Genomic DNA, 270 nt, shown 5'->3' on the forward strand with positions numbered 1-270 from the left:
GCCCTGGCGTACATGCCGGGGGAGGCGTGGCCCTGGAAGAAGACCTGGTCCCCGCCGCCGGGGGCATCCTTGCCGCGGAAGAAGTGGTTGAAGCCCACCTCGTACAGGGTCGCAGCACCGGCGTAGGTGGAGATATGCCCGCCCACCCCGATGTTCGGCCGCTGGGACCGGTGCACCATCACCGCGGCGTTCCACCGCATGTACGCCCGGTACCGGCGCTCGTATTCCTCGTTGCCCGGGAACTGCGCTTCCTGGTCCGCCGGGATGGTG

1 protein-coding gene is annotated in these 270 nt (G+C 69.3%); it reads right to left on the reverse strand.

The genetic code is table 11. The annotated features are described in order from the left end of the window. The coding region (locus FNL14_RS23070) for a hypothetical protein (protein ID WP_142065177.1) at window positions 1-270 on the reverse strand (270 nt) is incomplete at both ends.

This window comes from Pseudarthrobacter sp. B4EP4b (assembly GCF_006680095.1).
GTDB lineage: Bacteria > Actinomycetota > Actinomycetes > Actinomycetales > Micrococcaceae > Arthrobacter.